Source organism: Streptomyces sp. NPDC005794 (genome assembly GCF_042871445.1).
Lineage (GTDB): Bacteria > Actinomycetota > Actinomycetes > Streptomycetales > Streptomycetaceae > Streptomyces.
Genome location: NZ_JBIAIN010000023.1, coordinates 24,639 through 49,765, shown reverse-complemented (window position 1 = coordinate 49,765; position 25,127 = coordinate 24,639). Strand labels below are relative to the sequence as shown.

Annotated in this window: 26 protein-coding genes and 1 pseudogene; 15 read left to right on the top strand and 12 right to left on the bottom strand. The window is 70.9% G+C overall.

The features are described 5' to 3' along the window. Positions 1 to 9: 9 nt before the first annotated feature. From ACFYQ5_RS30155 to ACFYQ5_RS30145, 3 genes are all read left to right on the top strand, one after another. Positions 10 to 1,608 (top strand): ABC-F family ATP-binding cassette domain-containing protein, encoded by a 1,599-nt coding sequence (locus tag ACFYQ5_RS30155; protein ID WP_356711907.1) that lies wholly within the window; start codon positions 10 to 12, stop codon positions 1,606 to 1,608. 356 nt (positions 1,609 to 1,964) lie between these two features. Further along, positions 1,965 to 2,186 carry a helix-turn-helix domain-containing protein gene (locus tag ACFYQ5_RS30150; protein ID WP_024756249.1) on the top strand — a complete coding sequence of 74 codons (222 nt, stop codon included), beginning with the start codon at positions 1,965 to 1,967 and terminating at the stop codon, positions 2,184 to 2,186. Between the two features lie 150 nt (positions 2,187 to 2,336). Continuing rightward, the gene (locus ACFYQ5_RS30145; protein ID WP_389202097.1) at positions 2,337 to 3,128 is read left to right on the top strand and encodes an enoyl-CoA hydratase/isomerase family protein; all 792 of its coding nucleotides are present in this window, start codon (positions 2,337 to 2,339) and stop codon (positions 3,126 to 3,128) included. 52 nt (positions 3,129 to 3,180) lie between these two features. On the opposite strand, the gene ACFYQ5_RS30140 is transcribed toward ACFYQ5_RS30145, so the two are convergent. Then, entirely contained in the window at positions 3,181 to 3,876 is a 696-nt protein-coding gene (locus ACFYQ5_RS30140; protein ID WP_389202096.1) for a hypothetical protein, read from the bottom strand. Between the two features lie 94 nt (positions 3,877 to 3,970). Here ACFYQ5_RS30140 and ACFYQ5_RS30135 point away from each other — a divergent pair, with 94 nt between their 5' ends. The 5 genes from ACFYQ5_RS30135 to amaP are packed head-to-tail and all read left to right on the top strand — an operon-like array spanning position 3,971 to position 6,305. Continuing rightward, positions 3,971 to 4,465, top strand: coding sequence for an Asp23/Gls24 family envelope stress response protein (locus tag ACFYQ5_RS30135; protein WP_389202094.1), 495 nt, complete (start codon positions 3,971 to 3,973; stop codon positions 4,463 to 4,465). Between the two features lie 32 nt (positions 4,466 to 4,497). Next, on the top strand, positions 4,498 to 4,689 hold the full coding sequence (locus tag ACFYQ5_RS30130; protein ID WP_351278943.1) for a hypothetical protein: 192 nt from the start codon (positions 4,498 to 4,500) through the stop codon (positions 4,687 to 4,689). Continuing rightward, on the top strand, positions 4,686 to 5,039 hold the full coding sequence (locus ACFYQ5_RS30125; protein WP_389202092.1) for a hypothetical protein: 354 nt from the start codon (positions 4,686 to 4,688) through the stop codon (positions 5,037 to 5,039). The genes ACFYQ5_RS30130 and ACFYQ5_RS30125 overlap by 4 nt, the downstream gene beginning before the upstream one ends. Beyond that, positions 5,036 to 5,722: a DUF6286 domain-containing protein gene (locus ACFYQ5_RS30120; protein WP_389202090.1), complete on the top strand. Its 687-nt coding sequence runs from the start codon at positions 5,036 to 5,038 to the stop codon at positions 5,720 to 5,722. Before ACFYQ5_RS30125 ends, ACFYQ5_RS30120 begins: the two co-directional genes overlap by 4 nt. A 4-nt stretch (positions 5,723 to 5,726) precedes the next feature. Next, on the top strand, positions 5,727 to 6,305 hold the full coding sequence (amaP, locus tag ACFYQ5_RS30115; RefSeq protein ID WP_389202088.1) for an alkaline shock response membrane anchor protein AmaP: 579 nt from the start codon (positions 5,727 to 5,729) through the stop codon (positions 6,303 to 6,305). 21 nt (positions 6,306 to 6,326) lie between these two features. Here the strand turns inward: amaP and ACFYQ5_RS30110 are convergent, their stop codons facing one another. The 5 genes from ACFYQ5_RS30110 to ACFYQ5_RS30090 form a co-directional block, all read right to left on the bottom strand. Then, positions 6,327 to 7,082: an SDR family oxidoreductase gene (locus tag ACFYQ5_RS30110; protein WP_389202086.1), complete on the bottom strand. Its 756-nt coding sequence runs from the start codon at positions 7,080 to 7,082 to the stop codon at positions 6,327 to 6,329. 4 nt (positions 7,083 to 7,086) lie between these two features. Continuing rightward, positions 7,087 to 8,880 carry a glycoside hydrolase family 15 protein gene (locus ACFYQ5_RS30105; protein ID WP_389202084.1) on the bottom strand — a complete coding sequence of 598 codons (1,794 nt, stop codon included), beginning with the start codon at positions 8,878 to 8,880 and terminating at the stop codon, positions 7,087 to 7,089. A gap of 73 nt (positions 8,881 to 8,953) precedes the next feature. Continuing rightward, the gene (locus tag ACFYQ5_RS30100) at positions 8,954 to 9,748 is read right to left on the bottom strand and encodes an SURF1 family protein (protein ID WP_389202082.1); all 795 of its coding nucleotides are present in this window, start codon (positions 9,746 to 9,748) and stop codon (positions 8,954 to 8,956) included. Positions 9,749 to 9,815: 67 nt separating this feature from the next. Continuing rightward, positions 9,816 to 10,049, bottom strand: a complete 234-nt coding sequence (locus tag ACFYQ5_RS30095; protein ID WP_359476263.1) for a hypothetical protein — start codon at positions 10,047 to 10,049, stop codon at positions 9,816 to 9,818. A 63-nt stretch (positions 10,050 to 10,112) separates the two neighbouring features. Beyond that, complete coding sequence (locus tag ACFYQ5_RS30090) at positions 10,113 to 11,126, bottom strand: DEDDh family exonuclease (RefSeq protein ID WP_389202080.1); 1,014 nt, start codon at positions 11,124 to 11,126, stop codon at positions 10,113 to 10,115. A 142-nt stretch (positions 11,127 to 11,268) separates the two neighbouring features. Here ACFYQ5_RS30090 and ACFYQ5_RS30085 point away from each other — a divergent pair, with 142 nt between their 5' ends. The 3 genes and pseudogenes from ACFYQ5_RS30085 to ACFYQ5_RS30075 all read left to right on the top strand — a co-directional run bounded on the left by ACFYQ5_RS30085 (position 11,269) and on the right by ACFYQ5_RS30075 (position 13,761). Beyond that, a complete protein-coding gene (locus ACFYQ5_RS30085) occupies positions 11,269 to 11,988 on the top strand; it encodes a VIT family protein (RefSeq protein ID WP_389202079.1) in 720 nt (239 codons plus the stop codon). Between the two features lie 120 nt (positions 11,989 to 12,108). Continuing rightward, positions 12,109 to 12,696: pseudogene (locus ACFYQ5_RS30080) on the top strand (lysoplasmalogenase); the annotation flags it as partial. A 21-nt stretch (positions 12,697 to 12,717) separates the two neighbouring features. Further along, positions 12,718 to 13,761 (top strand): zinc-dependent alcohol dehydrogenase family protein, encoded by a 1,044-nt coding sequence (locus ACFYQ5_RS30075; protein ID WP_389202078.1) that lies wholly within the window; start codon positions 12,718 to 12,720, stop codon positions 13,759 to 13,761. A 67-nt stretch (positions 13,762 to 13,828) separates the two neighbouring features. Here ACFYQ5_RS30075 and ACFYQ5_RS30070 read toward each other — a convergent pair whose 3' ends face one another. Then, entirely contained in the window at positions 13,829 to 15,361 is a 1,533-nt protein-coding gene (locus ACFYQ5_RS30070) for a S8 family serine peptidase (protein WP_389202077.1), read from the bottom strand. A 303-nt stretch (positions 15,362 to 15,664) separates the two neighbouring features. Here ACFYQ5_RS30070 and ACFYQ5_RS30065 point away from each other — a divergent pair, with 303 nt between their 5' ends. From ACFYQ5_RS30065 to moaA, 3 genes are all read left to right on the top strand, one after another. After that, positions 15,665 to 16,030 carry a DUF485 domain-containing protein gene (locus ACFYQ5_RS30065; RefSeq protein WP_147962052.1) on the top strand — a complete coding sequence of 122 codons (366 nt, stop codon included), beginning with the start codon at positions 15,665 to 15,667 and terminating at the stop codon, positions 16,028 to 16,030. Then, entirely contained in the window at positions 16,027 to 17,667 is a 1,641-nt protein-coding gene (locus ACFYQ5_RS30060; RefSeq protein WP_389202074.1) for a cation acetate symporter, read from the top strand. Before ACFYQ5_RS30065 ends, ACFYQ5_RS30060 begins: the two co-directional genes overlap by 4 nt. A 167-nt stretch (positions 17,668 to 17,834) precedes the next feature. Continuing rightward, the gene (gene moaA / locus ACFYQ5_RS30055) at positions 17,835 to 18,824 is read left to right on the top strand and encodes a GTP 3',8-cyclase MoaA (protein ID WP_389202073.1); all 990 of its coding nucleotides are present in this window, start codon (positions 17,835 to 17,837) and stop codon (positions 18,822 to 18,824) included. Here the strand turns inward: moaA and ACFYQ5_RS30050 are convergent. Both ACFYQ5_RS30050 and ACFYQ5_RS30045 read right to left on the bottom strand, forming a co-directional pair. Then, a complete protein-coding gene (locus ACFYQ5_RS30050) occupies positions 18,807 to 19,055 on the bottom strand; it encodes a hypothetical protein (protein WP_389202071.1) in 249 nt (82 codons plus the stop codon). The two genes, moaA and ACFYQ5_RS30050, sit on opposite strands and share 18 nt — an antisense overlap. Positions 19,056 to 19,274: 219 nt before the next feature. Then, the gene (locus tag ACFYQ5_RS30045) at positions 19,275 to 19,649 is read right to left on the bottom strand and encodes a DUF3099 domain-containing protein (RefSeq protein WP_389202069.1); all 375 of its coding nucleotides are present in this window, start codon (positions 19,647 to 19,649) and stop codon (positions 19,275 to 19,277) included. Between the two features lie 212 nt (positions 19,650 to 19,861). On the opposite strand from ACFYQ5_RS30045, the gene ACFYQ5_RS30040 reads away from it, so the two are divergent. Further along, a complete protein-coding gene (locus ACFYQ5_RS30040; protein ID WP_389202067.1) occupies positions 19,862 to 20,146 on the top strand; it encodes a GlsB/YeaQ/YmgE family stress response membrane protein in 285 nt (94 codons plus the stop codon). 72 nt (positions 20,147 to 20,218) lie between these two features. On the opposite strand, the gene tyrS is transcribed toward ACFYQ5_RS30040, so the two are convergent. From tyrS to ACFYQ5_RS30025, 3 genes are all read right to left on the bottom strand, one after another. Beyond that, a complete protein-coding gene (gene tyrS, locus ACFYQ5_RS30035) occupies positions 20,219 to 21,487 on the bottom strand; it encodes a tyrosine--tRNA ligase (protein WP_389202066.1) in 1,269 nt (422 codons plus the stop codon). A gap of 63 nt (positions 21,488 to 21,550) precedes the next feature. Further along, on the bottom strand, positions 21,551 to 22,945 hold the full coding sequence (locus tag ACFYQ5_RS30030) for a metallopeptidase TldD-related protein (protein WP_389202064.1): 1,395 nt from the start codon (positions 22,943 to 22,945) through the stop codon (positions 21,551 to 21,553). Then, positions 22,942 to 24,465, bottom strand: a complete 1,524-nt coding sequence (locus tag ACFYQ5_RS30025) for a TldD/PmbA family protein (RefSeq protein ID WP_389202063.1) — start codon at positions 24,463 to 24,465, stop codon at positions 22,942 to 22,944. Before ACFYQ5_RS30025 ends, ACFYQ5_RS30030 begins: the two co-directional genes overlap by 4 nt. Positions 24,466 to 25,127 lie beyond the last annotated feature (662 nt).

Genomic DNA, 25,127 nt, shown 5'->3' with positions numbered 1-25,127 from the left:
AGTTTTTCCGTGATCACCGCTTCCGGCATCGAGCTGCGTGCCGGCGCCCGCATCCTCATCGAGTCCGCCTCCTTCCGTATCGCCAAGGGTGACCGCATCGGCCTGGTCGGCCGTAACGGCGCCGGCAAGACCACCCTCACCAAGTGCCTTGCAGGCGAGGGGACACCGGCCGGCGGCACCATCACCAACAGCGGTGAGGTCGGCTACCTCCCGCAGGACCCGCGCACCGGCGACCTCGACGTCCTGGCCCGCGACCGCATCCTCTCGGCCCGCGGGCTCGACGAGATCCTGCGCAAGATGCGGGAGAACGAGGAGCGGATGGCGAACGGCAAGGGAGCCACCCGCGAGAAGGCGATGAAGCGGTACGAGCGCCTGGAGACGGAGTTCCTCACCAAGGGCGGATACGCCGCCGAGGCCGAGGCCGCCACCATCGCCGCGGCGCTCAGCCTGCCCGACCGGGTGCTCGGCCAGCCCCTGCACACCCTGTCCGGCGGGCAGCGCCGCCGTGTCGAGCTCGCCCGCATCCTGTTCTCGGACGCCGACACCCTGCTTCTCGACGAGCCCACCAACCACCTCGACGCGGACTCGATCGTCTGGCTGCGCGACTACCTCAAGACCTACCGCGGCGGCTTCATCGTGATCTCCCACGATGTCGAGCTCGTCGAGACGGTGGTCAACAAGGTGTTCTACCTCGACGCCAACCGCGCCCAGATCGACATCTACAACATGGGCTGGAAGCTCTACCAGCAGCAGCGCGAGGCCGACGAGAAGCGCCGCAAGCGCGAGCGCCAGAACGCCGAGAAGAAGGCCGCGTCCCTGAACTCGCAGGCCGACAAGATGCGCGCCAAGGCGACCAAGACCGTCGCCGCCCAGAACATGGCCAAGCGGGCCGAGCGCCTGCTCTCGGGGCTGGAGGCCGTGCGGGTCTCCGACAAGGTGGCGAAGCTGCGCTTCCCGGAGCCGTCCCCGTGCGGCAAGACCCCGCTGATGGCCGAGGGCCTCTCCAAGTCCTACGGATCGCTCGAGATCTTCACCGACGTGGACCTCGCCATCGACAAGGGCTCGCGCGTCGTCATCCTCGGCCTCAACGGTGCGGGCAAGACCACGCTGCTGCGGCTCCTCGGCGGCGCCGAGAAGCCCGACACCGGCCAGATCATCGAGGGCCACGGCCTCAAGCTCGGCTACTACGCCCAGGAGCACGAGACCCTGGACCCGGAGCGCACCGTCCTGGAGAACATGCGGAGCGCGGCGCCCGACCTCGATCTCGTCGAGGTCCGCAAGACGCTCGGTTCCTTCCTCTTCTCCGGTGACGACGTGGACAAGCCCGCCGGAGTGCTCTCCGGTGGTGAGAAGACCCGGCTCGCCCTGGCGACGCTCGTCGTCTCCTCCGCCAACGTCCTGCTGCTCGACGAGCCGACGAACAACCTCGACCCGGCCAGCCGCGAGGAGATCCTCGGGGCCCTGCGCACGTACAAGGGTGCCGTCGTCCTCGTCACCCACGACGAGGGCGCGGTCGAGGCGCTCCAGCCGGAGCGGATCATCCTGCTGCCCGACGGCGTCGAGGACCTCTGGGGCTCGGACTACCGGGACCTGGTCGCCCTCGCCTGACCCGCAGGGGCCCCGGAACCGGTGCGGAGCCCGGTGATCCAACGCGTCTGGATCATTCGGCCCATCGGTGATCCATCATCTGGATGAGCAGGTCTCGTACACCGGCGCGGCGCCCGGCAGCTACCTGCCGGGCGCACTCATTTCCGGCCGCCCCGCCCCGTACGGCCCTGACCTGGCCCTTTCTCCCGCATCCCGCCCCGAGGGGCCTCCGGAGCCCTTGGAATTCCTGATTCCGATTGTGGCGGACCGCTTCGGGCTGCGTAATCCCGTCGCACGGACCTTGCCGAATGGGTGGCCAGGAAGCGCAGGAGGGGTGATCATGAGAGTCCAGAGCGCACTTCCTTGAGGAGGCACGGGTGGCCGAGACTCTGAAGAAGGGCAGCCGGGTAACCGGCGCCGCGCGCGACAAGCTCGCGGCAGACCTGAAGAAGAAGTACGACTCCGGTGCGAGCATCCGGGCGCTGGCCGAGGAAACGGGCCGCTCCTACGGATTCGTCCACCGGATGCTCAGTGAGTCCGGAGTCACGCTGCGGGGACGCGGCGGAGCGACTCGTGGCAAGAAGGCCGCTTCGGTCTGACGGCGGACAGCGGTCAGGGGCCGGTGCAGGCCGGCTCCGGGGTCCCACCGGAACACGGGTGGCCACCCGGCCGACCATCAGGTCGTCCGGGTGGTTACTGTTCAGTTACTTGCCAGTAAGTGCTGACAGCACCCGATCCGGAGGCGCTCCATGACCTCGCTCGACTCTGTGCTCGACAAGGACGGCGTACGGCTCACCGTCGAAGACGCGGTTGCAACGGTGACGCTCACCAACCCGGCCAAGCGCAACGCTCAGTCTCCCGCTCTGTGGCGGGCGTTGGCAGAGGCCGGACGAGCGCTCCCCGGCAGCGTGCGGGTCGTTGTGCTGCGCGGCGAGGGAAAATCCTTCTCCGCAGGCCTCGACCGGCAGGCTTTCGCACCCGAGGGATTCGACGGCGAGCCGTCCTTCCTCGACATGGCGCGCGGTTCGGAGACCGAGCTCGACGCGACCATCGCCGAGTACCAGGAGGCGTTCACCTGGTGGCGCCGCAACGACATCGTGTCGATCGCGGCCGTCCAGGGGCACGCGATCGGTGCCGGCTTCCAGCTCGCCCTCGCCTGCGATCTGCGGATCGTCGCCGAGGACGTGCAGTTCGCCATGCGCGAGACCAGCCTCGGTCTCGTTCCCGACCTGACGGGCACCCACCCCCTGGTGAACCTGGTGGGATACGCCCGTGCGCTCGAGATCTGCGCCACCGGCCGCTTCGTGCACGCCGAGGAGGCCGAGCGCACCGGCCTCGCCAACCTCGTGGTCGCCGCCGACCAGCTCGACGCGGCAGGCCGCGATCTGGCCGCAGCGCTGCTCGCCGCCCCCCGCGACGCGGTCGTCGAGACCAAGGCCCTGCTGAGCGGCGCCGTGTCGCGTACGTACGAGGAGCAGCGCACCGCAGAGCGGGCCGCCCAGGGCCGCCGTCTGCGCGACCTCGCCGGCCTCGCCGACTGAACAGCCGGAACCCTGACACACGCTGCGCCTCGCCGTACGGCGCGGGGCAGCGTCAGTCCCGGTCCACGACGGCCGCGATCAGCACGGCGACCGTCGGACGGCCCTCCACGGCTCCGGCCACCGCCACACGCACCGCCCGCGCCACATCGAGCGCCCGGTGGTCCCCGGCCGTCGCGAGTTCCACCCGGATGTGACCCTCCGCGCGGTGAACGGCGCTGCCCAGCACCCGCGTCAGGGAGACGACGCCCGGCACCCCGGCCGCCGCGGTCCCGGCGGGCCCTTCGGGTTCCACCGTGCGGAGGTCGGCGGGCGGTTCCGTGGAGGGGCGGGGTTCCTCCTCCAGCAGCTCCGTGACCCGGAGGTCCACCTCGTCGACCACCAGCCCGAGCCGCTGGGCCGCCGCGGTCAGCAGAGCGTCGCGCAACGCGTCCGCGGTCACGGTCAGGGGCCGCCGCGCCGTCGCGGAGAAACCGGCCTCGATCCGCAGCGGTCCGGGCGGCAGCGCGCTGGGAGGGCCGGGCACCACCGGGTCCGGGGCGTGGTCCTCGTCGGCCGGGGCGATCCTGAGCGTCCCCAGCACGGCCCCCGACCCGGTGGCGGCGTCCCGCAGCACCGCTGCCGCCGCTCTCTCCGCGATCCAGGAACCGTCGGCAGGGTCGCCCAGAGGGAGCAGTCTGCCCAGGCCGAGCCGTTGGCGTACGGCAGTGGTCCATCCGTCGGCCCGGTGCGGGCTGTCAGCCGTTGTCATTGCTCCACCCTGCCCCATCCACGGGGCGGAACGGGGCAAGCGCACTTACTGTGGGCCACGGAAGTTCACCCCTGCCCCGAAGGGAAGAGCGGCGATGACCGAGAGCCCACAGCGGAACCGGCCCGACAGCCCCAGCAGCGTGTCCGGCGGGGACGACGGCAGACAGAGCCACTTGAGCAAGCGCGGCGGGGGCGCCCCGGCGACCCGTGGCCGCACCACCATCGCCGACGGGGTGGTCGAGAAGATCGCCGGAATGGCGGCACGGGACGTCGGCGGGGTCCACGCGATGGGCAGCGGCATCTCGCGGACGTTCGGCGCCGTACGCGACCGTGTTCCCGGCGGCAACAAGTCCGTGTCCCGGGGCGTCAAGGCGGAGGTCGGCGAATCGCAGGCCGCCCTCGACCTGGAGATCGTCGTCGACTACGGCGTGGCGATCAGCGAGGTGGCACGGGACGTGCGTGAGAACGTCATCGCGGCGGTCGAGCGGATGACCGGCCTGGAGGTCGTCGAGGTCAACATCGCCGTGAGCGACGTGAAACTGCCCGATGAGGCGGACGACGAGGACGAGTCCGAGTCACGCGTCCAGTAGGCCTCCCACGTCCAGCAGTTGAGGAGCACACGATGAGCATGGCTGTGGTCGGCCTCATGGCCGGCATGGCGCTCGGTTTCGCCGGATACTTCGGCGGGTTCGGGGCCTTTCTGCTGGTGGCCGCGCTGGGCGCGGTCGGCTTCGTCGCCGGCCGCTTCCTGGACGGCGACCTGGAACCCGGCGACTTCTTCCGGAGTCGCGAGCGCGGCGACCGGCGACGGTGACGGGGGTGACAGGCCGGGCCGACGCGGCCGGGCGCGGGCAGACCCGGATCGCCGACCGGGTCGTCGCGAAGATCGCCGCGCAGGCGGCGAAGGAGGCAGTCGACGAGCGGCCCGGCGACGCCGCCGCCCCGCGCGCCACTGTCACCGTCCACCGTGACACCGCGCGCGTGCGCGTCAGTCTCGAGCTCGCCTACCCCGGCGACATCGGCCGTCAGTGCGGGGCGGTGCGTCGGCAAGTGGCCCAGCGGGTAAGAGCACTGGCGGGGATGGAGGTGCCCGAAGTGGCGGTGCAGGTCGAACGGCTGCATCTGTCGGGAGCGGGCACCGCACCGGAGGGAAGCATCCGATGAGTGAGCCCCACGGCCCGGAGAACGGTACGCAGCGCCTGCCCGCCGTCGAGTCGGCGCCATCCGGCGGCGTGCTCGAGATGGACCAGTCCGCGTCCGGCTCGACCTACGAACCCACCCCCGTGCCGGAGCAGCCGGGAGGCAGAGCGGGCCGCTTCTGGTCCGGGCGCAGAATCCCCGCGGCAGTGGTCGCCCTGATCGTCCTCGGCGGCTCCGGACTCCTGCTCTACGACGTCGCGGCGGTGCGGGCCGACCACCCGGCCATGCGGTGGCGGCGCTCCGCCGCCGACGACCTGGCGAGCCGTCACCTCGACGACGTATGGGTCCTCGCGGGATCCGCCCTGGCGGCCGCGCTCGGCCTCTGGCTGCTCTTTCTCGCCCTCACCCCCGGACTGCGCGCCGTGCTCCCCATGAGCCGCCGGCACGCGGGTGTACGGGCCGGGCTCGACCGGACCGCCGCCGGCTTCGTCCTGCGCGACCGGGCCGTGGAGGTGGCCGGAGTGCAGTCCGTGCGGGTGAAGGTGGGCCGGCGCAAGGCGACCGTGCGGGTCGTCTCGCACTTCCGTGAACTCGACGACGTCAGGGCCGACCTGGACACCGTGCTGGGTACGGCCGTCAGCGAACTGGGTCTGGCGCGGCCGCCCGGCCTCTCCGTGCACGTGCGCCGCCCGGCGAAGAAGGGGTGACCCCGTGATCAAAACCGTCAACCGGGTTCTGCTCGGCCTGGCAGGACTGATCCTCCTCGTCCTCGGCGGCGCCGTCCTCGCGACGGGTCTCGGCCTGTCCGTACCCTCCTGGTGGCCGTTCGACGGCAAGGGCGACGTGCTGCTCAGCACGGCCGACCGGACCAGGTGGCGGGACGAGGGCTGGTGGTGGCCCACCGTCATCGCGGTCCTCGCCGTCCTGGTGGTCCTCGCGCTGTGGTGGCTCCTCGCCCAGCTGCGCCGCGGGCGCCTCGCCGAGGTGCTGGTCGACAGCGGCGACGGCGAGGGCGCGCTGCTGCGCGGCAGGGCCCTGGAGGGCGTGCTCGGTGACGAGGCGGGTTCCCTTGACGGGGTCTCCGACGCCAAGGCCACGCTGACCGGCAGGCGTACCGCCCCGCGGGCCCGGATCCGGCTGCTGATGGAACCGCACGCGGCCCCGAGCCTGGCGCTGCGTGGCCTCTCCGAGGGTGTGCTGGCTCACGCGCGGACCTCGGCCGGGCTGGACGAGCTGCCCGCCGAGGTCCGTCTGAAGGCGGTCAAGCACCGCGCGGACCGGGTGAACTGACGGTCCGCCGTCGGCGGACCGTCAGAACCCGTGCCGGGAGCCGCCGTCGACGGGCACCATGATGCCCGTCAGATAGGAGGCGGCCGGGGAGAGCAGGAAGGCCGCGGTCTTCCCGAATTCCTCCGGGGTGCCGTAGCGGCGCAGCGGGATGCGCGCCTCGTTGACCGTACGGGACGCCTCGGCGTCGCCGGACAGGGCGTCGAGCTCGCGCACCCGGTCCGTGTCGATCCGGGCCGGCAGCACCCCGACGACCCGGATGCCACGCGGGCCCAGCTCGTCGGCGAGGGACTTGGCGAAACCGGCGAGGCCCGGGCGCAGCCCGTTGGAGATCGTCAGGCCGGCGATCGGCTCGTGCACCGACCCGGACAGGACGAAGCCGATGACACCGCCCTCGCCGAGTGTCTCGGCCGCCGTACGGGCCAGGCGTACGGCACCGAGGAAGACCGACTCGAAGGCCGACTGCCACTGGTCGTCCGTGTTGTCGGCCAGGAAGCCCGGCGCTGGGCCGCCGACGCTGATGAGAATGCCGTCCAGCCGGCCGAAGCGCTCCTTCGCGGTGTCCACCAGCCGCCGGGCGGCCAGCGGGTCGGCGTTGTCCGCGGCGAGTCCGACCGCGTCGGGGCCCAGTTCGGCGGCGGCCTCGGCCGCGCTCCTCTCGTCGCGGCCGGAGATGATCACCTTCGCGCCGTCGGCGGCGAGCGTGTGAGCGGTGGCGTTGCCCAGCCCGCGCGTCGCGCCGGTGACGATGTAGACACGGTCCTTCAGTCCAAGATCCATGGCCCTATCCTGCCAAGTCCTCACCGGCGAGGTCGACCGCGCTGTTCACCAGACCGATGTGGCTGAACGCCTGCGGGTAGTTGCCGAGCTGGCGGCCGGTCACCGGGTCGTACTCCTCGGCCAGCAGCCCCACGTCGTTGCGCAGGTCCAGCAGCCGGTCGAACAGCGCCTCGGCCTCGGCCCTCCGGCCCGTCCGCAGCAGGGCGTCCACCAGCCAGAACGAGCACGCGAGGAACGCCCCCTCGTCGCCGGGGAGACCGTCGACCGACACGCCCTCGGTGCTGTAGCGGCGGATCAGACCGTCGTGGGCGAGATCGTCGCGCACCGCGTCGACGGTCCCGATGGCCCGGGGATCACCGGGGGGCAGGAAGCCGGTGCGCACGATGAGCAGCGTCGAGGCGTCCAGCTCCCGGGAGCCGTAGTACTGGGTGAAGGTGTTGCGCACCGGGTCGTAGCCCTTCTCGCAGACCTCCGCGTGTACGGCGTCCCGCATCGCCCGCCACCGGTCGGCGTCGCCCGGCAGCGCCGGGTGCTCCTCCAGGGTGCGCACCGCGCGGTCGGCCGCGACCCAGGCCATCACCTTGGAGTGCACGAAGTGGCGGCGCTGCCCGCGTACCTCCCACAGGCCCTCGTCCGGCTCGCGCCAGGTGGATTCCAGGAAGCCGAGCAGACTGAGCTGCAGATTCCAGGCGTGCGGCTTGTCGTCGAGCCCGGCCTCGCGGGCCACCCTGAGCGAGTCGATGACCTCGCCGTACACGTCGAGCTGCCGCTGCCGCACCGCCGCGTTGCCCGTGCGGACCGGCAGTGAGTTCTCGTAGCCGCTCAGCCACGGCAGCTCCGTCTCGGGGAGTCTGCGTTCGCCGGCGAGCCCGTACATGATCTGGAGGTCCGCGGGGTCACCGGCCACGGCCCGCAGCAGCCAGTCCCGCCAGGCGGCCGCCTCCTCCAGGTATCCGGCGGAGATCATGGCACCCAGGGTGAGCGTGGAGTCCCGCAGCCAGCAGTAGCGGTAGTCCCAGTTCCGTACGCCCCCGATCTCCTCCGGCAGTGAGGTCGTGAGGGCCGCCACGATCCCGCCGGTGGGGGCGTAGGTGAGCGCCTTCAGCGTGATCAGGGAGCGGAGCACCGCCTCCCGGTGCCTGCCTCGGTAGGTGCACCGCGCCGACCACTTCGCCCAGTCGGTCAGGGTGTGCTTCAGCGACTTGTGAGGGTCGATCAGCTTCGGGCGGGGGGAGTGCGAGGGGTGCCAGGTGAAGACGAACGCCACCGACTCGCCCTCGGTGACCGTGAAGGAGGAGCACGTGCTGAACTGCTGGCCCCACGTCTTCACCGGCGGCTCGCTGCGCAGCCAGACGGAGTCGGGGCCCGCGACGGCCACCCGGTGACCGTGCGAGCGGCGCATCCACGGGACCACCGAGCCGAAGTCGAACCGGAGCCGCATGACGGAGCTCATGTCGACGCTGCCGCTGACCCCTTCGACGATCCGCATGACGTCGGGGGCCTTGTCGCGCTGCGGCATGAAGTCGATGACCTTGACGGTCCCGGTCCTGGTCTCCCAGAAGGTCTCCAGAACCAGGGAGTCGTCCACGTAGGCGCGCCGGGTGCAGGTGTCGGTGCTGTCCGCGCCCTGGGGGGCGATGCGCCAGTGGCCGTTCTCCTCGTCGCCGAGCAGGGCCGCGAAGCAGGCGCCCGAGTCGAAGCGGGGCAGACACAGCCAGTCGACAGAACCGTTCCTGCCGACCAGGGCGGCCGTCTGGAGATCGCCGATGACGGCGTAGTCCTCGATAGGTGGGGTCACGCACTGGCGTCTTCCCGAACCTGGGCTCCGCTAAGCAGCGGAACAGGTGCGAACGCACCGGGCGTGACGGCCCTCAGGCGGTGGCCGGCTCCGGCTGCTGCGCGGTCTCGCCGTCCTTGGCGGCCTCTTCGCGGTCGCGCTTCTCACGGCGTACGAGAATGACCCAGCCGACGGGGACCCCGGCGGTGAAGAGCCACCACTGGACGGCGTACGCCATGTGGGGCCCGATGGAGCTGTCGTCGGGGGCGGCGATCGTCTCGGGGCTGCCGTCGGCGGGTTCGGGGCCGGTCAGCTCGAGGTACCCGCCCAGCACCGGGCGGTCGAGCAGGTGCGACTGCTGGGAGCTGTTGATCAGCATCACCTGGCGGTCCGGCAGCCCTTCCAGGTCCTTGATGCCGCTGGCGCTCGTCGTCTCGTCCGCCTTGAGCCGGCCCGTGACGGTGATCTCGCCGCTCGGCGGGGCGGGGACCTCGGGGAAGGCCTGCTGGTCGTCCGCGGCCGGGACCCAGCCGCGGTTGACCAGTACGGTGCCGCCGCCCTTGAGGTCCAGGGGGGTCAGGACCAGTACGCCGATGCGCTCGTCCTGCGAGGTGCGGCGGCGCACGACCACCTCGTGCTCCGTGTCGAACGTCCCGGTGGCCGTCACGGCGCGCCAGTAGTCGGAGCGGGGGACCGTGTGCCCGGGAGAGGTGAGGCGGGTGACGGGGACCGGGTCCGCCTCGAGGTTCCGGGTGATGAGCGCGTTCTGCTCGACCCGGTGTTCATGCCGGTGGAACTGCCAGAAACCCAGCTCCACCATCGTGGGGATCATGGCGAGGACGAGGAGGGTGAGAATCACCCACTGCCGGGTCAACAGGAAGCGGTACACCCCATGACCGTACAACTGGGGTCATGGGGTGCGGCACGGAGGGTCCCCGTGCGGACGGGAGGCCCCGTCATACTTTGTCCACGATGCCCGCCCTTCCCTCGGCGCGGGCGCAGTGGCCGCCGCAGTACCAGTGGCCGTCCACCTCGACGCCCTGGCCGATGACCTGGACCCGGCAGTGCTCACAGATGGGCGCCATGCGGTGAATGGCGCAGGAGAAGCAGTCGAAGACATGAATCGCGCCCTGCGCGTGCACTTCGAAGGACATCCCGTAGTCGTTTCCGCAAACCTCACAACGTGCCATGCGCCACAGGGTGGGATGCCGGGTGGCGGCGGGCGAGCCGGCGCGGGGCGAGTCGTCCCGGGTTCACTCCGATGACGGTGACGGCTTCGGCACGGCGACCGTCCTGGCCGGTGCCACATCCCTCAACAGGTGGGTGAAGGCACTCTCCTCCAGAACCGGGGTGCCGAAGGACTTGGCCTTCACCGTCTTGGACGTCGCCGAGTCCGGGTCGTTGGTGACGAGCAGGCTCGTCAGCCGCGACACACTGGTCGCCACGTGCAGACCGGCCTCCACGGCGCGGTCCTCCAGGAGTTCCCGCTCGATCGAGGTGTCCCCGGAGAAGGCCACTCGCATGCCTTGCATGAGTGGTTTGTCCGACTCGTAGCGCCCGGGGTTGGGATACGGGCACGCGGGCCGCTTGCGGGAGGGGCGCCAGCTGCCCTGGCCCTGACCCTGCGACGGCCGGTAACCGGCGCGCGGGGCGACCGGGGAGTCGTACCACTCCGTCAGCGGCCGGCACTCCAGCAGCGGCAACCGCACCCCGCCGCCGGCGGCCGCGTGCAGGCTCGGCCGGAACGCCTCGGCCAGCACCCGCGCGTCGTCCAGCGCGTGGTGCGCGTGCTGCTGCACCACTCCGAAGTGCGCGGCAAGCGACTCCAGCTTGTGGTTGGGCAGGGGGAGCCGCAGCTCCTTGGCGAGCGCGATGGTGCACAGTCGCTGCTCCACGGGCGCGGTGACCGCCGCCCGCGCGTACTCCCGGGCGATCATCGACCAGTCGAACGCCGCGTTGTGGGCGACGAGCACCCGTCCGGCGAGCCGCTCGGACAACTGCGCGGCGATCTCCGGGAAGAGCGGCGCGCCCTCCAGGACATCGCTGGTCAGCCCATGGATCCAGACGGGACCGGGATCCCGCTCGGGGTTCACCAGGGTGTACCAGTGGTCCTCGACCTCACCTCTCGCGTCCAGGCGGTACACGGCAGCGGACACTATCCGGTCGTCGCGGGCGAGTCCGGTGGTCTCCACGTCGACGACCGCGTATCCCTGGGGATACGCGGCCGGCCACGGCGCTGCGGTCTGACGGTCGTCGAGCATGGTCACAGAGAATACGGGCCGGGACCGACAGCGACCTATCCGGGCGGCCCCGCCCGTGAACCCGTCGGCTCAGGAGCGGAGTTGACCCGGGTGAGGGAACCGCGGGTCGGGGACGCGTCAGGGAAGGGTGCGGTGAGACGCTTCCGGGGTGACGGACACCCAGGCGCGGACACACGACGAACCTCACGGGGGCGGCTTGGGCGCCCGGCTCAACTGGCTGCGGGCCGCGGTGCTCGGAGCCAACGACGGGGTGGTCTCCACAGCCGGCCTGGTCGTCGGTGTGGCCGGGGCCACCGGGGACCGTTCCGCCTTGCTGACGGCGGGCCTGGCCGGGCTGCTCGCGGGCTCCATGTCGATGGCGGCGGGCGAATACGTGTCGGTGTCCACCCAGCGCGATTCGGAGAAGGCCGCGCTGGCGACGGAGAAGCGGGAACTCGAGGAGACCCCGGAGGCCGAGCTCGCCGAGCTGGCCGGACTCCTGGAGGAGAAGGGGCTGAGCAACCGCCTCGCCCGGGAGGCCGCCGTCCAGCTCACGCGGCGGGACGCGCTGCGCGCCCACGCCGAGGTCGAACTGGGCATCGACCCGGACGAACTGACCGACCCGTGGCACGCGGCGGGAGCGAGCTTCCTGGCCTTCACGGTGGGCGCGCTGCTGCCGCTCCTGGCGATCGTGCTGCCGCCGTCCTCGGCGCGGCTGCCCGTCACCGTGCTGTCCGTGCTGGCGGCGCTGGCCCTCACGGGGTGGTGGAGCGCCCGGCTGGGCGAGGCGCCGGTGGGACGGGCGGTGCTGCGGAACGTGGCCGGGGGAGCGGTGGCCATGGGGGTGACGTACGGGGCGGGGACGCTGCTGGGAGCGGCGGGGGTGTGAGGGGGCGCCACTCGGCGGAAGGAACGGACGTGACCGGCAGGGAGGTTCGCGGGGCAGTTGGCGGAACCCGCCACATCCTGATGACGCCGCGTCTCACATGCTTGTCGGTAACAACGTCCCGGGGCGCAGACCGCCCACCTCGTCGCCAAGCCGCTGCTGATGCCCCTGCTCGCCGCCTGCGCGGCGGCGCGCGGCGGCCCCCGGCTGCTCGTCGCCGCGCTGCTGTGCGGCTGGGCCGGGGACGTCCTGCTGATGCCCGACTCGGAGGCCGCCTTCCTCGCCGGGATGGCCTGCTTCGCCGCAGGCCACGTCTGCTATCTCCTGCTCTTCGGCCGTTCCCGGCTCCGGCCGGCAGCGGGCCTCGTGTACGCCGCCGCGCTCGTGGCCTTCCTCGCTTTCCTGTGGCCCGGCCTGCCGGGCGAGCTGCGGATCCCGCTGACGGGTTACAGCGTGCTGCTCGCGGCCATGGCCTGGCGCGCGGGCGCCCTCGGCCGGTACGCGGTGCTCGGCGGCGCGCTCTTCCTGCTCTCCGACGGCCTCATCGCCACCGGCATCGCGGACCGGCCGCAGCTCCCCGCCCACGACTTCTGGATCATGCTGACCTACCTGGCGGCGCAGTACCTGCTCACCCGTGGGGCGCTCGGCGGAACGGTGGATTCCGCCGGCGCCGCCCCCGGGGCGTACCGTGAAGGGAGTATCAGAATCTGAGACGAGCGAGGACCCGCACGCATGCGCGCCACCGTGATCCATGCCCCCCACGACATCCGTGTGGAGGAGGTGCCCGACGCCACGGTCCAGCAGCCCACCGACGTGGTCCTTCGGGTCCTGAGGGCCTGCATCTGCGGCAGTGACCTGTGGGCCTACCGCGGCGAATCGGTCCGGCAGCCGGGTCAGCGTATCGGCCATGAGTTCCTCGGCGTCGTCGAGGAGGTGGGCTCCGGGGTCAACGGCTTCGCCGTCGGTGACCTCGTCGTAGCCCCCTTCGTCTGGTCCGACGGCACCTGCACGTACTGCGCGGAAGGGCTCACCACCTCCTGCCCCCAGGGCGGCTTCTGGGGATCGGCCGGTTCCGACGGGGGCCAGGGCGAGGCCGTCCGCGTCCCGTTCGCCGACGGCACCCTGGTCAGGCTCCCGGCGGCGGCCGCGTCCGACGAACGGCTGCTCACCGCGCTCCTGGCGCTCTCCGACGTCCTGGGCACCGGACACCACGCCGCGCTGGGCGCGGGGGTCAGGCCCGGCAGCACCGTCGCGGTCGTCGGTGACGGCGCGGTCGGCCTGTGCGGTGTCATGGCGGCCAAGCGGCTCGGCGCCGAGCGGATCATCGCACTGGGCCGCCATCAGGCCCGTACCGACATCGCCCGCGCCTTCGGCGCCACGGACGTCGTCGCCGAGCGCGGCGAGGCGGCACTCGCGGCCGTACGGGAACTGACGCGGGGCGAAGGCACCCACGGGGTGATCGAGGCGGTCGGCACGGAGCAGTCGATGCGCACGGCCCTCGGCATCGTCCGCGACGGCGGCTCCGTCGGATATGTCGGGGTCCCGCACGGCAGCGGCACCGGCGTCGACCTCGGCGTGATGTTCGACCGGAACATCGCACTGCGGGGCGGCGTAGCCCCCGTGCGTACGTACATCCCGGAACTGCTCCCCGACGTGCTGGACGGCACGATCGACCCGTCGCCGGTCTTCGACCTGTCGGTCGGGCTGGACGGGGTGCCGGGAGGCTACAAGGCGATGGACGAGCGCACCGCGCTCAAGGTCCTCATCAAGCCGTGACCCGTGAGCCCGTAGCCGCAACGCGGAAGGGGCCGGGGACAGCTGTCCCCGGCCCCTTCCGCGTGCCTTACCTGCGGACAGCGTCCAGCGCGTCCACGACACCGGCTCCGTAGAAGCCGTTGTACTGCTTGCCGCCCTCGCAGACCGCGTCGACGGTGCCGTCACCGTCGATGTCGTACGGCGCGCCGCACGCGGTGGCGTCGGCCTGGTGCGTCAGCAGCGCCTTCACCCCGGCCGCCGAGGCGCGCGGGTGGGTCGACTTGATCAGGGCCGCGACACCCGCGACGTGCGGGGACGCCATCGACGTACCGGCCTTGTAGCCGAATCCACCGCCGGGCAGCGTGGAGAGGATCAGACCGTTGTCCGCCGGCGCCTCGGGCGCCTGGTAGCGCGTCGAGTCACCGCCCGGGGCGGCCACGTCGACGACCCCGAGACCGTAGTTCGAGTACGAGGACTTGAGGTTCTTCGCACCGGTCGCGGAGACCGTCACGACACCCGGCAGCATGGTCGGGATGTCGGGGCAGGCACTCGGGTCGACCGTGCGCGTGACCGTCGTCGTGTCGTTGGGGCTCGTCGTGTCCTCGATGGCGTCGAGCGCCAGGTCGTGGTCGGAGTTGCCGGCCGCGGCGACGTTGACGACGCCCTTGCCCTCCGCGTAACGCGTGGCGCGGGTGACCGACTCGACCAGGGCGCCCTGGTCCGGGTCGTTCTTGCAGTTGAACAGCCAGGGGTCGGTGTAATAGCTGTTGTTGGTCACATCGACGCCGTGCTCGGCGGCCCAGACGAAGCCGCAGACGACTGCCTCGGCGTAGAAGAATCCGGCCGGCGTGGACACCTTGATGCCGGAGACCTTCACCCCGGGCGCGACGCCGGTGACGCCGGTGCCGTTCTTCGCGGCGGCTATGGTGCCCGCGACGTGCGTGCCGTGGTCGCTCTCACCGGCCGCGGGCCGCCAGGCGCCGTCCGTGGTGTCCGGGACGCCGGACACACAGCTCACCGAGGCCGCACGGTCGAAGTTCGGGGCCAGGTCCGGGTGCGTGTCGTCCACACCCGTGTCGATGACGGCGACCGTGACCTTGCTGCTGCCGAGTGACTTCTCGTGCGCCTTGTCCGCCTTGATGGCGGGCAGGTCCCACTGCAGGGGCTCCAGGGGGTCCTGGCCCGCCACCGCGTCCTCGGATGCCGCCCGCGCCTGTGCGGCGGTCAGGGGCTGCTCGACCCCGATGTCCTTCGTCGCCTGCGGAACGATCGGGTTGGTGCGTGTGGCGCCGGCCGACTGGACGCCCTTGGCCTTGCGGATCGTCGCGCCGAAGTCCGGGTTCGTCGAGTGGACGACGATGACGCCTATCGTGTCGTACGACGTCACGACGGTTCCGCCGGCCGCGGATATCGCCTTCCGTACCTGCTTGACGGTGCCGTGACCCGCCCGCGTGTTCACGACGTACGACAGCTGGGGGCCGTCCGTGCGAACCACAGCCGTCGGCTCGTCCGCGGGTGCCGCGGCCGCGGCCCCCGTCGGGAGGAAGCCGAGCGAGGCCGTGAGCGCGAGTCCGACGGGCAGCGTGAGTACGCGAGTCCGTCTGGATGCCAGATGAGCCATGGGTTCTCCACATCATCCGTGCCGGTGGAGTCGGACACAGGCGTGTCCGGTCCGGTACATGACCAGTGAAGTTATCGCTGATCTTCCCGGCGCATCAACGGATACGGGCAAGTGAGTTCGAGGTGTGACCTCCGCGAGTCGCGTCCGTATGACTCGGCCGGAGAAGACCGAACCTGCGGTGAACCGCTTCGTCGCGCTCTCCGTGCCGTTGCACAGGGAGTCGTGCACGAACCCTCACTTCGCAGAGGACTCCCCGTGAATTCCACCGTTCCCACTACCGCACCCGCGTCGCGAGGAGAATCCGTGGCCACCGAAGCACCGCCGCCCCAGAGCCCTGAGGACGGCAGTCCCGTCCAGCCCACGACCGAGGCGTTCCTCGAGGCGCAGAACAGTGCGGAGTTCGCCGAACTGCGTCGTTCCCACCGCTCCTTCGCCTTTCCGCTGACCGTCGGCTTCATCGCCTGGTACCTGCTGTACGTGCTGCTGTCCAGCTATGCCGACGACTTCATGAGCAAGATCGTCTTCGCGAACTTCAACGTCGCCTTCGTGTTCGGCCTCGCGCAGTTCGCGACCACGTTCCTCATCGCCTGGTTCTACTCGCGCCACGCCACGAACAAGCTCGACCCGCAGGCGGCGGCCATCAAGTCCCGTCTGGAGGCCGACGCATGAGCGCCGGGTACGCATCGCACACCGTGATCCAGCTCGCCGCGTCGTCGTCGACGACCGAGCACCGACCGCTGATCATCAGCCTCTTCGCGGTCTTCGTCGCGGCCACCCTGGGCATCACCGTCTGGGCCGGCCGGCAGACCAAGAGCGCGTCGGACTTCTACGCGGGCGGGCGGCAGTTCACCGCCTTCCAGAACGGCCTCGCCGTCTCCGGCGACTACATGTCGGCGGCGTCCTTCCTCGGGATCGCCGGTGCCATCGCCCTCTTCGGCTACGACGGCTTCCTCTACTCCATCGGCTTCCTCGTCGCCTGGCTCGTCGCCCTGCTGCTCGTCGCCGAACCGCTGCGGAACTCGGGCCGCTACACCATGGGCGACGTCCTCGCCTACCGGATGCGGCAGAGGCCCGTACGCACCGCCGCGGGTGTCTCCACCATCGTCGTGTCGATCTTCTACCTGCTGGCCCAGATGGCGGGTGCGGGCGTCCTCGTCTCGCTGCTGCTCGGCATCACCAGCGACGCGGGCAAGATCCTCATCGTGGCGCTGGTCGGCGTCCTGATGATCGTCTACGTCACCATCGGCGGGATGAAGGGCACCACCTGGGTCCAGATGGTCAAGGCCGTGCTGCTCATCGCGGGCGCACTGCTGATGACGGTCATGGTGCTCTGGAAGTTCGACTTCAACGTCTCCGACCTCCTGGGCACCGCGGCCGAGAAGAGCGGCCACGGCGCCGCGTTCCTGGAGCCGGGCCTCAAGTACGGCGCCACCGACATCTCGAAGCTGGACTTCATCTCCCTCGGCATCGCGCTCGTCCTGGGCACCGCCGGCCTGCCGCACATCCTGATCCGCTTCTACACCGTGCCGACCGCCAAGGCCGCCCGTAAGTCGGTCAACTGGGCCATCGGCATCATCGGGGCCTTCTACCTGATGACGATCGCCCTCGGGTTCGGCGCCGCGGCCCTGATCGGCCCGGAGGAGATCACGGCGAAGAACCCGGCGGGCAACGCGGCGGCACCACAGCTCGCCGAGTACCTCGGCGGGGTGGGCACCACGGGCGGCGCGATCATGCTCGCCGTCATCTCGGCCGTCGCCTTCGCCACGATCCTCGCCGTCGTCGCGGGCCTCACCCTCGCCTCCTCGTCCTCCTTCGCCCACGACATCTACGCCAATGTCATCCGCAAGGGACAGGCCACGGAGAAGGAGGAGATGCGCGCCGCGAAGTGGGCCACCGTCGCCATCGGTGTCGTCTCCATCGCACTCGGCGCGATGGCCCGCGACCTGAACGTCGCGGGACTCGTGGCCCTGGCCTTCGCCGTCGCCGCGTCGGCCAACCTGCCGACCATCCTCTACAGCCTCTTCTGGAAGCGCTTCACCACCCAGGGCGCCCTCTGGTCCATCTACGGCGGTCTCGCCTCGTCCGTCTTCCTGGTGCTGTTCTCCCCGGTCGTCTCCGGGAAGGCCAGCTCGATGTTCCCGGACGTGGACTTCGCCTGGTTCCCCCTGGAGAACCCCGGCCTCATCTCCATCCCGCTGGGCTTCCTGCTGGGCTGGGTCGGATCGGTCCTGTCCAAGGAGGAGCCCGACAAGGGCAAGTACGCCGAACTCGAGGTCAAGTCGCTCACCGGCACCGGAGCCCACTGATCCGCCTGCCGCCTGCCGCGCCTTGACGGGGCCCCGTCGTAGAGACCTACGACGGGGCCCCGTGGCACCTCGTGTCAACCGAGCCCCCTCGATGTCACCGGTCTCGCGTACTCTCGGAGGAGTCAGACCGCAACCGCGCGGACATCACCCGGGGGAGGGGGCCCACAGTGCTCATCGACACCTACGGCCGGGTCGCCACCGACCTGCGTGTTTCCCTGACCGACAAGTGCAATCTCCGCTGCACCTACTGCATGCCCGAAGAAGGCCTGCAGTGGCTCTCCAAGACCGAGCTGCTCAGCGACGACGAGATCGTCCGGCTCATCCGTATAGCCGTCACCGATCTCGGCATCACGGAGGTCCGCTTCACCGGCGGTGAGCCGCTGCTGCGCCCCGGCCTCGTCTCCATCGTGGAGCAGTGCGCCGCCCTGGAGCCCCGCCCCAGGATGTCGCTCACCACCAACGGCATCGGGCTCAAGCGCACCGCCGCCGCCCTGAAGGCGGCAGGCCTGGACCGGGTGAACGTATCCCTGGACACCCTGCGCCCCGACGTCTTCAAGACGCTCACCCGCCGTGACCGGCACAAGGACGTCCTGGAAGGACTCCAGGCCGCCCGCGCAGCGGGACTCACCCCGGTCAAGGTCAACTCCGTCCTCATGCCCGGCCTCAACGAGGACGAGGCCCCGGAGCTGCTGGCCTGGGCCGTGGAGAACGCCTACGAGCTCCGCTTCATCGAACAGATGCCGCTCGACGCACAGCACGGCTGGAAGCGCGACGGAATGATCACCGCAGGTGACATCCTCGCCTCGTTGCGCACGCGCTTCACCCTCACCGCGGAAGGGGAGGAGGAGCGCGGATCCGCACCCGCGGAGCGCTGGACCGTCGACGGCGGTGCGCACCGCGTCGGCGTCATCGCCTCCGTGACCAGGCCCTTCTGCCAGGCCTGTGACCGCACCCGGCTCACCGCCGACGGACAGGTCCGCACCTGCCTCTTCGCCCGTGAGGAGACGGATCTGCGCGGCGCCCTGCGCTCCGACGCGCCGGACGAGGAGATCGCCAGGATCTGGAAGCTCGCGATGTGGGGCAAGAAGGCGGGCTCCGGCCTCGACGACCCCACCTTCCTGCAGCCCGACCGCCCGATGTCAGCGATCGGCGGCTGAGGACTCCCACTCCGCGAGTGTGACGACGTCCTTGAGGAAGCCGCGCACACCGAGGAACGAGGACAGATGCTCCCGGTGCTCGTCGCAGGCCAGCCAGGTCTTGCGGCGCTCCGGAGTGTGCAGCTTCGGGTTGTTCCAGGCGAGCACCCATACGGCGTCGGCACGGCAGCCCTTGGCAGAACAGACGGGTGCGCCGGTGGCGCTCTCGGCGGAAGTGTCGGGGAGGTTCACGGCCTCAACCCTAAGCGGTCCCGTCCGGGACCGTTGCGCACATCTCCCCGCCGGAGAAAGGCGACGCCGAGCAGCCACGGGGGGAGCTGCCCGGCGTCGGTCCGTCGCTCCGACGGGGGATGCGGAGCGCCCACGAAGTATGTCACGGGGGTCGGGGTCCGGTGCACCGGAACGGCACGATTGATCTGAGCCCTCTTGGGCTTCGTGGAGTGCTCCTGCTCAGTCCGCAGGGCGCGAAGCGCCTCCGTGACCGGCGGCGCCGGGCTCCGGAGCGGGCTCGGCGGGACCGGTCGCAGGGGCCGCGCCGAGGGCGGGCCGCATCGGCGCGGGCACGAACGTGGACGGGAGGGAAGGGGTGTTCTCCCGGCCGGCGTTGGCGATGACCACCGAGACATAAGGGAGCAGAACGCCCAACGCGAGCGCCACCACGGCCACATGCCTCTCGACGTTCCACAGGGTCGCGGCCAGCACCACGGAGACGGTGCGCACGGACATCGAGATGATGTAGCGCCGCTGCCTGCCGCGTACATCATCGGCGAGGCCCTGCCGGGCGCCCGTGATCCGGAAGACCTCCGTGCCGCTCTGCTTCCGCATAGTGATTCCACCACCAGATCTCTGTGCCGGACTTCCCGGACGGCGCCGCTCCTACGGTACGCCCGGCGTCCGCCGCATTCGAGGCCGGGGCGAGCCCGGTACGCACGGGCCCGTACCGCGGTTCCACGTACGGCCCTGTCCGGCATGCGGCGTACGCCCGGCAGGCCGAGACTGGGCGAACGCGCGCACACCGCGCCGCACGAGGAGGCGATATGAGCTGGTTGTGGGCAATCATCGTGGGTCTGGTACTGGGCCTGCTCGCCCGGGCGATCCTGCCCGGGAAACAGAGCATCCCCCTCTGGCTGACGGTGGTGTTCGGCATCCTGGGCAGCATCCTCGGCAACGCCGTCGCGACCTGGATCGGTGTCAACGACACCAAGGGGATCGACTGGATCCGCCATGTGCTGCAGCTGATCGGCGCCGTGGTCGTCGTCGGGGTCGGAGACATGCTCTGGCAGTCCATCCGGGGCAACCGGGCCAAGAGGCAGAGAGCCTGACCCGGGGGTGACACGGCACCGCGGCCGGCCACGCGTCACGCGTGACCGGCCGCAGTGCCGTGCTCGTCGGCGTCAGCCGGCGGTGACCTCGACGGCTGCCAGGTTCTTCTTGCCCCGGCGCAGGACCAGCCAGCGCCCGTGCAGCAGTTCCTCGCGCGCCGGAGCGCTCTCGCCGTCCGTGACCTTCGTGTTGTTCACGTAGGCCCCGCCCTCCTTGACCGTACGGCGGGCGGCCGACTTGCTGGCGGACAGCCCGACCTCGACCAGGAGGTCCACCACCGGGCCCAGCTCGGTCACCTGGGCGTGCGGCACCTCGGACAGGGCGGCACTCAGCGTCGCCTCGTCCAGCTCGCCGAGCTCACCCTGGCCGAACAGCGCCTTCGACGCCGCGATGACCGCCGCGCACTGCGCGCCGCCGTGCACCAGCGTCGTCAGTTCCTCGGCCAGCGACCGCTGAGCGGAACGCGCCTGCGGACGCTCCTCGGTGAGCTTCTCCAGCTCCTCGAGCTCCTCGCGGCTCTTGAAGCTGAGGATGCGCATGTACGTCGAGATGTCCCGGTCGTCCACATTCAGCCAGAACTGGTAGAACGCGTACGGCGTCGTCATCTCCGGGTCGAGCCAGACGGCTCCGCTCTCGGACTTGCCGAACTTCGTGCCGTCGGCCTTCACCATCAGCGGTGTCGCCAGGGCGTGCACGGCGGCGCCCGGCTCCAGGCGGTGGATCAGGTCGATCCCCGCCGTGAGGTTGCCCCACTGGTCGCTGCCGCCCTGCTGGAGGGTGCAGCCGTAGCGCCGGTACAGCTCCAGGTAGTCCATGCCCTGGAGGAGCTGGTAGCTGAACTCCGTGTAGCTGATGCCTTCCTGGGACTCGAGCCGACGGGCCACCGAGTCCTTGGTGAGCATCTTGTTGACCCGGAAGTGCTTGCCGATGTCCCGGAGGAACTCGATCGCGGACAGGCCCGCGGTCCAGTCCAGGTTGTTCACCATCGTGGCGGCGTTCGGGCCCTCGAAGGTGAGGAAGGGCTCGATCTGCCCGCGCAGCCGCTGGACCCACGCGGCGATGGTCTCCGGGTCGTTCAGCGTGCGCTCCGCGGTCGGCCGCGGGTCACCGATCTGGCCGGTGGCCCCGCCGACCAGGGCGAGCGGCTTCAGCCCCGCGAGCTGGAGCCGGCGCATGGTGAGCACCTGCACCAGGTGGCCCACATGCAGACTCGCCGCGGTCGGGTCGAAGCCGCAATAGAAGGTGACCGGGCCGTCCGCGAGAGCCTTGCGCAATGCGTCCTCGTCGGTGGACTGGGCGAACAGCCCGCGCCACTTCAGCTCGTCGACGATGTCCGTCACGGTCGTTTCTCTCCTCTGAGGGTTCGACTGGGTTCGATCGGTTGCCCGGTCAGTCTATGGCGGTCATACGCCCCGGCTGACCGAGCTCATGTGGAAGTCGGGGATGCGCAGCGCGGGCATGGCGGCCCGGGTGAAGTAGTCGCCCCACTCGCGCGGCAGCGTCTTCTCCGTACGGCCCGCCTCCGACGCCCGGGACAGCAGCCCGACCGGCGACTCGTTGAACCGGAAGTTGTTCACCTCGCCGACGACCTCGCCGTCCTCCACCAGATAGACCCCGTCCCGGGTCAGACCGGTCAGCAGCAGGGTGGCCGGATCCACCTCCCGGATGTACCAGAGGCAGGTCAGCAGCAGGGCCCGGCCGGTCGTCGCGGCGACCATCTCCTCCAGGGACCGCTCACCGCCGCCGTCCAGGACGAGGTTGTCCATCGAGGGGGCGACCGGCAGGCCCGTCAGCCCGGCGGAGTGCCGGGTCGTGGTCAGCCGCTCCAGCCGGCCGTCCTTGATCCAGTCCGTCGGGGCCAGCGGCAGCCCGTTGTCGAAGACCGAGGAGCCGTCACCCGAGGAGTGCGCGATCACGAAGGGGGCGGCCTCCAGCCCCGGAGCGTGCGGATCGCTGCGCAGGGTCAGCGGCAGCTCGGACAGCGTCTCGCCGATCCTCGTACCGCCGCCCGGCCGGGAGAAGACCGTCCGGCCCTCCGCGGCGTCCCGGGCGCCCGCCGACCAGTACTGGTAGATCAGCAGATCGGCCACCGCGGTCGGCGGCAGCAGCGTCTCGTAGCGTCCGGCGGGCAGCTCGATCCTGCGCTCCGCCCAGCCGAGGCGCTGTGCCAGCTCGGCGTCCAGGGCCGCCGGGTCGACGTCCTTGAAATCCCGGGTGGCCCTGCCCGCCCAGGCGGAACGGGTCCGGTCGGGGGACTTGGCGTTCAGCTCCAGCGTCCCGTTCGGCTGGTCATGGCGCAGCCGCAGCCCCGTCGACGTACCCAGATACGTCGAGTTCAGCTGGTGGTGGGCGAAGCCGTACAGCTCACGGCCGCCCGAGCGGGCCCGCGCGAAGGCGTCACCGAGCGCGGGGGCGAAATCGGCGAAGACATCGGAGCCGGTCCCGGCCGGCGGTTCCGTGAAGTCGGCGGACGCCGGGACACCGGAGACCAGCGGCCGCGCGTCCTCGGCGGGCCCGGCGCCGCGCGCGGCGGCCTCGGCGGCCCGCACCAGCGGTTCCAGGTCGTCGGCGGTGACGGCCGAGCGGGACACCACACCGGATGCCGTTCCCTCGGCGCCGTCCACGGTCGCGATCACGGTCAGGGTCCGTCCCCGCGTCACCCCGTTCGTGGTGAGCGCGTTTCCGGCCCAGCGCAGATTGGCGGAGGAGTTCTCGTCCGCGATGACCACGCAGCCGTCGGCGGTGGACAGCTCCAGTGCGCGCTCGACGATCTCGTAGGGCTTGCTGACCCGGCTCATCGTCCGGCCTCCTGCGTCGTGTTGAGGATGTTCACGCCTCGGAAGAGGGCGGAAGGGCAGCCGTGCGAGACGGCCGCGACCTGACCCGGCTGGGCCTTGCCGCAGTTGAACGCGCCGCCCAGGACATAGGTCTGCGGACCGCCGACCTTCTCCATCGAGCCCCAGAAGTCCGTCGTCGTCGCCTGGTACGCCACGTCCCGCAGCTGGCCCGCCAGCCTGCCGTTCTCGATCCTGAAGAACCGCTGCCCGGTGAACTGGAAGTTGTAGCGCTGCATGTCGATCGACCAGGACCGGTCGCCGACCACATAGATCCCGCGTTCCACCCCGCCGATCAGGTCCTCCGTGGAGAGCCCGCCCGGATCCGGCTGCAGCGAGACGTTCGCCATGCGCTGCACGGGGACGTGCTCAGGGGAGTCGGCGTACGCGCACCCGTTGGACCGGCCCAGGCCCGTCAGCTTCGCGATCCGCCGGTCCGTCTGGTAGCCCACCAGGGTCCCGTCCTTGACGAGGTCCCAGGACTGGGCCTCGACGCCCTCGTCGTCGTACCCGATGGTCGCCAGGCCGTGTTCGGCGGTGCGGTCGCCGGTCACGTTCATCACGGGGGAGCCGTACGTCAGCTTCCCCAGCTGGTCGAACGTCGCGAACGACGTTCCCGCGTACGCCGCCTCGTAGCCCAGCGCACGGTCCAGCTCGGTCGCGTGGCCGATCGACTCGTGGATGGTCAGCCACAGGTTGGACGGGTCGACGACCAGGTCGTACGTCCCCGCCTCGACGCTCGGCGCCCGCATCTTCTCGGCCAGCAGCCCCGGGATGCGCTCCAGCTCGGCGTCCCAGTCCCAGCCGGTACCCGTGAGGTACTCCCAGCCCCGGCCCACCGGCGGAGCGATCGTCCGCATCGAGTCGAACTCACCGGTCGTACCGTTCACGGCCACCGCCGTCAGCTGCGGATGCACCCGCACCCGCTGCTGGGTGGTGACGGTGCCCGCCGTGTCCGCGTAGAACTTGTTCTCGTGGACGGTCATCAGAGAGGCGTCCACATGCGCGACCCCGTCGGCCGCCAGCAGCCGGGCGCTCCACTCGGCGAGCAGCCCGGCCTTCTCCGCGTCCGGTACGTCGAAGGGGTCCCGCTCGTACGACGACACCCAGGTCCGCTCGCCGTGCACCGGCTCGTCCGCCAACTCCACGCGCTCGTCGGAACCGGCCGCCGCGATCACCTTCGCCGACAGCTTCGCCATGGCGACGGCCTGCGAGGCCACCTTCGCCGCCGCGTCCATCGTCAGGTCCACCCCGGAGGCGAACCCCCACGCCCCGCCGTGCACCACCCGGACCGCGTACCCGGTGTCGGTGGTGTCCGACGTCCCGGACGGCCGGGCGTCCCGCAGCCGCCAGGACGCGCCGCGCACCCGCTCGAACCGGAAGTCCGCGTGTACGGCGCCGAGCGCACGGGCGCGGGCGAGTGCCGCGTCGGCGAGGGCGCGCAACGGCAGGGCCAGGAACGACTGATCTACCTCGTGGGCCACGAAGGGCTCCCCTTCTCTCTGAGTACCTCGGAGTGAACCATGCAACGGCACGGCTCCGGTCGGCCACACGTTTCCCGGGTCCCGAGGGTGTCGTGCGGCAGTAGGCTGATCGTCACCGATGGCCGGGGGGCCGGCAGTGATGTCGGCAGGGCCGCGCATCACGGCAGGTAATGGGACTATGACGCTTTCACCAGCTCGCTGATCGGCGTGCGGGACCGGGATATCCAACGGCACCTCGACGAGGAGCGAAACCGCAAGGCCCGCTGGCCGGACCCGCGCATTTCGCTCAACCCCAGTTTCCGTAGCGGGGGAACCGTCGCGGAGCTTGTCGACGAAGGTCTCCTGCACCATGGGTGCCGCCGTTACTCCCGCTCCAAGGAGCACGTGGAGGACTTCTTCGGCCTGGTGGAGGACAAGAAGTCCGGCGGGCGGCTCGTGCGCCGGACACCTCACCGTGCCCTACGCGGGCCATGCACTCGCCAAGGCGAGCGGGCAGCCCGAGACCCTGTGCCGAGGTGCCATCGAGGCTATTCTCCGGGCGGGCGCCGAGGCGCGGCACCCGCAGCATCGGCGCCCGCTGTTCGCCTTCCGACTGCACCAGTTCCTCTCCAAGGGCGACACGGTCTACACCAGCTTCGAACCTGCCGGGCAACGCCACCTGA

What these genes read in the sequence shown, in the direction of transcription:
- ACFYQ5_RS30145 (WP_389202097.1), top strand. Translation starts at nt 2,337, where the DNA reads ATGACCTCGCTCGACTCTGTGCTCGACAAGGACGGCGTACGGCTCACC.
- ACFYQ5_RS30140 (WP_389202096.1), bottom strand. Translation starts at nt 3,876, where the DNA reads ATGACAACGGCTGACAGCCCGCACCGGGCCGACGGATGGACCACTGCC.
- ACFYQ5_RS30135 (WP_389202094.1), top strand. Translation starts at nt 3,971, where the DNA reads ATGACCGAGAGCCCACAGCGGAACCGGCCCGACAGCCCCAGCAGCGTG.
- ACFYQ5_RS30130 (WP_351278943.1), top strand. Translation starts at nt 4,498, where the DNA reads ATGAGCATGGCTGTGGTCGGCCTCATGGCCGGCATGGCGCTCGGTTTC.
- ACFYQ5_RS30120 (WP_389202090.1), top strand. Translation starts at nt 5,036, where the DNA reads ATGAGTGAGCCCCACGGCCCGGAGAACGGTACGCAGCGCCTGCCCGCC.
- ACFYQ5_RS30110 (WP_389202086.1), bottom strand. Translation starts at nt 7,082, where the DNA reads ATGGATCTTGGACTGAAGGACCGTGTCTACATCGTCACCGGCGCGACG.
- ACFYQ5_RS30095 (WP_359476263.1), bottom strand. Translation starts at nt 10,049, where the DNA reads ATGGCACGTTGTGAGGTTTGCGGAAACGACTACGGGATGTCCTTCGAA.
- ACFYQ5_RS30075 (WP_389202078.1), top strand. Translation starts at nt 12,718, where the DNA reads ATGCGCGCCACCGTGATCCATGCCCCCCACGACATCCGTGTGGAGGAG.
- ACFYQ5_RS30070 (WP_389202077.1), bottom strand. Translation starts at nt 15,361, where the DNA reads ATGGCTCATCTGGCATCCAGACGGACTCGCGTACTCACGCTGCCCGTC.
- ACFYQ5_RS30060 (WP_389202074.1), top strand. Translation starts at nt 16,027, where the DNA reads ATGAGCGCCGGGTACGCATCGCACACCGTGATCCAGCTCGCCGCGTCG.
- ACFYQ5_RS30045 (WP_389202069.1), bottom strand. Translation starts at nt 19,649, where the DNA reads ATGCGGAAGCAGAGCGGCACGGAGGTCTTCCGGATCACGGGCGCCCGG.
- ACFYQ5_RS30040 (WP_389202067.1), top strand. Translation starts at nt 19,862, where the DNA reads ATGAGCTGGTTGTGGGCAATCATCGTGGGTCTGGTACTGGGCCTGCTC.
- ACFYQ5_RS30030 (WP_389202064.1), bottom strand. Translation starts at nt 22,945, where the DNA reads ATGAGCCGGGTCAGCAAGCCCTACGAGATCGTCGAGCGCGCACTGGAG.